Genomic DNA, 3,899 nt, shown 5'->3' with positions numbered 1-3,899 from the left:
GCGCGCGTGAGCTTAGCGCGCCCACGCCGGCCGCATCAAGCTTGAAACGAGGGGGAAAGGCAATGTCGCGCGAAGTCTTCGCCATCGGGGATCTGCAGGGGTGTCTCGAAAGTCTCGAGGGGCTCCTCGAAATGCTCCCCGCGGACGCGCACCTCATCTTCGTGGGCGACCTCGTCAACCGCGGACCGCAGTCGCTCGAGACGCTTCGCTTCGTGAAGAACCTCGGTGACCGGGCCGAGGCGATCCTCGGCAACCACGACATGCATCTGCTGGCGGTCGCCGCGGGCGCGGGCACGATGCACCGCCGCGACACGATCGGCGACATCCTCGCCGCGCCCGACCGCGACGAACTCATCGACTGGGTGCGCACGCGTCCCCTGATGCTCGAGCACAAAGGCGTGGCCTTCGCGCACGCCGGCATCCACCCGCTCTGGGACCTCGCGACCGCGCGCACGCTCGCGCGCGAGGCCGAGGCGCTCCTCGCCGGCCCCGACTGGAAGCACGCCCTCGCGAACATGTACGGCCCCACGCAGTGGCGCCCCGACCTCACGGGCGAGGACCGGCTGCGCGCCACCCTCAACTGCTTCACGCGCATGCGGTTCGTGGACCGCCGTACGGCAGACCTCGACTTCGACCAGAAGGAGGGTGCGGGACGCGCGCCCGCGCACCTCATGCCGTGGTTCGACTTCCCCGGCCGGGTCCTCGCCGAAACGCCCATCTGCTTCGGCCACTGGTCCACGCTCGGGCTCATCAACCGCCCGGACCTGATGGCGATCGACACGGGCTGCCTCTGGGGAGGCGAACTCACCGCGATCCGGCTCTCGGACCGCCGCGTCTTTTCGGAAAAGTGCCCCTGCTGGGCGACGCCGAAGGGGTTTTGAATACGTCTGCGGCCGCCCCGGCGAAGAACCGGAGGCGGCCGCAGGATTCCAATGCCGTCTGGTGCGCTCAGGGCGCGGGAGCCTTGGGGGCTTCGGCGTGGTGCACGCCCGCGGCCTCAAGCCGCGCCTCGCGCTCGCGCTCCTTCAGGGCGGTGGCGTCGGGCCAGCCGAGGGCGCCCGACATGACGCGGGAGGCTTCAAGCGCGAGTTCGCGCCGGTCGCGGCCCGCCGTCGGGATCGGATCGAGGATCGTCACCTCGGCGCCGAGCCCCGGCGTGAAGACGATGCGCTTCAGGACCTCCCAAAGCGTGAGCTTCGCGTAGGAGGGAATGTCGCTCGTCTCGCCCTTGAGCGTGTAGCGCACGGTGACGGGAAGAAGATCGGCGGCGGCGGGCTCGGCCGCGGCGAAGAGGTTCGCGTAGAAGGGCAGCAGCCGCGTGCCCGGCCCCGTCGTGCCCTCCGGGAAGAAGAGCACGTTCGTGCCTTCACGCAGCGCCGCGGCCATGCTTTCGGCGACTTCGAGCACCGCGCGCTTCCTCGAGCGGTCGATGTAGATCGTGCCGACGTGGTTCGAGATCGCGCCGAAGACCGGCCAGGAGCCGATCTCCTTCTTCGCGATGAAGCGCACCGGCAGGATCGAGTCGAGGATGAAGATGTCCATGAAGGAGATGTGGTTCGCGGCAACGAGGTAGCCCGGACCGTCCGCGCGCACGCCCGCAGCCGCGCCCGCATCGGGGACGCGCCCCTTGACGGTGACCTTCACGCCGAGCACCCAGGGAATCGTGGGCGCGAGGTTTTTGATCAGCCAGGCGCGCCCGCGCCGGGAGAGGCACGGCAGCACGCAGCATGCGGCGATGAAGATGAAGATGGTAAGTAAGAAGAGCATGAAAAACCTCACGCCCCCGACGATGTAGCGCATGGCCGCTTTACTCCTGCGGGTGGTCCGCCGCGGCGGACTCGGAAAAGAACTGCTCGAGAATGACGCGCGCGGCCTCGTCGTCGATGTGCTCGCGCCCCTGCGCGACCTCGACCGACGAGAAGCGCTCGTCCACCGTGAAGACCTTGAGGCGGAAGCGGCCGCCCAACTGCCGCGCGAAGCGCTCGCAGCGCGCCGTCAGAGTCGACGGCGTGCCGTCGCCCATGCGCGGAACGCCGACCACGAGGAAGGCCGGATGCCACTCCTCGACGAGCGCGGCGACGCCGCGCCAGCGCGCGTCGTTCGTGGTGGCGTCGAGGATCGCGAGCGCCCGCGCGGAGCGCGTGAGCGTGTTGCCGACCGCGACGCCCGTCCGGGCGAGGCCGAAGTCGAAGGCGAGCACGACGCCTTCGGGGTGCTGCTGCATGAAGGTCTTCTCCTTTGAGCATCAAGATGCGGTGCGGGCGCTTGCGCGCCGCGGAATCGGCGTATTCTAAGCGCGGCTAAAAATCACGAGAGGCGGCCCCGCCGCACCTGATCCCACGGCGCGCCTCAGAATTTCCCTCGGACACCACCATGATCGACAACGTCCTCGAGCGCCTCACGACGCTCTTCACCGAGGGCGGCGCGCGCTTCCGCGTCGTCCACCACCCCGCCTGCGGCCAGTCGAGCCAATCGGTCGCGGAGATCCGCGGCACCGAGCTCGGTCAGGGCGCCAAGGCGCTCTGCTGCACCGTCAAGGGCAACGGCGTCAAGAAGCACGTCCTCGGCGTGCTGCCCGCCGACATGCAGGCCGACCTTTCCAAGCTCGCCGCCGCCGTGGGCGGCCGCCGCGCCTCGCTCGCCTCGCCCGACGAAGTGATGGAGCTCACCGGCTGCATCTTCGGCGCCGTTCCCCCCGTGAGCTTCCACCCCGAGCTCGAGCTCATCTGCGACCCGACGCTCTTCACGCGCTACGACGAGCTCGCGTTCAACGCGGGCGGCCGCGACGTCTCGATCATCATCAACACCGAGGACTTTCACCGGATCGTCCATTCGAAGACCGCGGACTTCCTGAAGGCCCCCGCCGCCGAGCCCGCTCCGGGCGCCGCCGAAAAGTAAGGGGAGGCAGCGATGGACTTCTTCGCCAGCATGCTCGCCAACTCGCTCACGCCGATCACGATGATCTCCGGCGTCGGCCTCATGCTCCTCTGCATGGTTGCGCGCTACAACCACACGACCGACCGCGTCCGCCAGCTCCTCAAGCAGCGCGAGGCGGGCGACTATGAGAACGAACCCGACATCGACCGCGAGATCCACCTGATCTTCCGGCGCTCCAAGTACCTGCGCCGCGCGATGCTCTGCCTCGTGCTCTCGGACGTCTGCTCGGGGCTGCTCCTCGCGACGAACGTGATCGCGCACCTCTCGGGACTCAACTTCGTCACCATGTCCTCCCTCTGGCTCGCCCTCGCCCTCGCCCTGATCGTCGCCTCGACGGCCTACTTCAGCCTCGAGGTGCGCATCTCGCTCAACGCGCTGCGCATGGCGATCGAACACCTGCCGGGCAAGTCCCCGCTGCCGCTCGACTAACGGAGGAGGAAGAGAAATGCTCTCCGTCACTGAATTCAACCAGTCGCTCGCCCTCGCCCTCGGCCCGATCACGCTCATCTCCGGCGTCGGCCTCCTGATGATCTGCATGACGAACCGCTACAACCACGCGACGAACCGCATCCGTCAGCTCATGGCGAAGCGTCATACGCTCGAGTCGGAAGTCTCGCCTCTGCTCACCGTGATCGACGAGGAGATCGACCTGCTCTACATGCGCGCGTCGCTGCTGCGCCGCGGCATGCTTTCGGTCGCCCTCTCGGCGCTACTCTCTGCGCTGCTCGTCGCCGTCAGCGTCGGGAGCCGCTTCTTCGACGTGGACCTCGCGGCGCTCGAAAGCGTGATCCTCGTGGCCGCCACGCTCCTGATCGTGCTCTCCGCGCTCTTCTTCTCGAGTGAAATCAGCGTCTCGCTCAAGGCGCTCTCACTTGCCGTTGCGAACGTCCCGTCGCCTGAAAAGAAGGAGGCTTGAGTCTCCCCGCGCCCCTCCCGGGCGGCTTCAGACGGCGCCTCCGGCC

The 3,899-nt window shown here is 68.2% G+C and carries 6 protein-coding genes; 4 read left to right on the top strand and 2 right to left on the bottom strand.

Annotated features, from left to right (window positions below; translation table 11 throughout):
- Positions 1 to 62 precede the first annotated feature (62 nt).
- Positions 63 to 881 carry a symmetrical bis(5'-nucleosyl)-tetraphosphatase gene (locus ACT6Y9_RS09275; protein ID WP_295478869.1) on the top strand — a complete coding sequence of 273 codons (819 nt, stop codon included), beginning with the start codon at positions 63 to 65 and terminating at the stop codon, positions 879 to 881.
- Positions 882 to 948: 67 nt separating this feature from the next.
- Here the strand turns inward: ACT6Y9_RS09275 and ACT6Y9_RS09270 are convergent, their stop codons facing one another.
- Positions 949 to 1,800: a lysophospholipid acyltransferase family protein gene (locus ACT6Y9_RS09270; protein ID WP_443744317.1), complete on the bottom strand. Its 852-nt coding sequence runs from the start codon at positions 1,798 to 1,800 to the stop codon at positions 949 to 951.
- Positions 1,801 to 1,807: 7 nt separating this feature from the next.
- Positions 1,808 to 2,224: a Holliday junction resolvase RuvX gene (gene ruvX, locus ACT6Y9_RS09265; RefSeq protein WP_443744316.1), complete on the bottom strand. Its 417-nt coding sequence runs from the start codon at positions 2,222 to 2,224 to the stop codon at positions 1,808 to 1,810.
- A 149-nt stretch (positions 2,225 to 2,373) separates the two neighbouring features.
- Here ruvX and ACT6Y9_RS09260 point away from each other — a divergent pair, with 149 nt between their 5' ends.
- Genes ACT6Y9_RS09260 through ACT6Y9_RS09250 form a run of 3 tightly spaced genes read left to right on the top strand, consistent with a single transcriptional unit; the run spans position 2,374 to position 3,853 of the window.
- The gene (locus tag ACT6Y9_RS09260; protein ID WP_443744315.1) at positions 2,374 to 2,898 is read left to right on the top strand and encodes a YbaK/prolyl-tRNA synthetase associated domain-containing protein; all 525 of its coding nucleotides are present in this window, start codon (positions 2,374 to 2,376) and stop codon (positions 2,896 to 2,898) included.
- Positions 2,899 to 2,910: 12 nt separating this feature from the next.
- Complete coding sequence (locus ACT6Y9_RS09255; RefSeq protein ID WP_295478857.1) at positions 2,911 to 3,366, top strand: DUF2721 domain-containing protein; 456 nt, start codon at positions 2,911 to 2,913, stop codon at positions 3,364 to 3,366.
- A gap of 16 nt (positions 3,367 to 3,382) precedes the next feature.
- Positions 3,383 to 3,853: a DUF2721 domain-containing protein gene (locus ACT6Y9_RS09250; RefSeq protein WP_295478854.1), complete on the top strand. Its 471-nt coding sequence runs from the start codon at positions 3,383 to 3,385 to the stop codon at positions 3,851 to 3,853.
- The last annotated feature ends 46 nt before the right edge of the window (positions 3,854 to 3,899 follow it).

This window comes from Sutterella sp., from assembly GCF_052272535.1.
GTDB lineage: Bacteria > Pseudomonadota > Gammaproteobacteria > Burkholderiales > Burkholderiaceae_F > Sutterella.
This window is presented reverse-complemented; position numbering and strand designations above follow the sequence as displayed.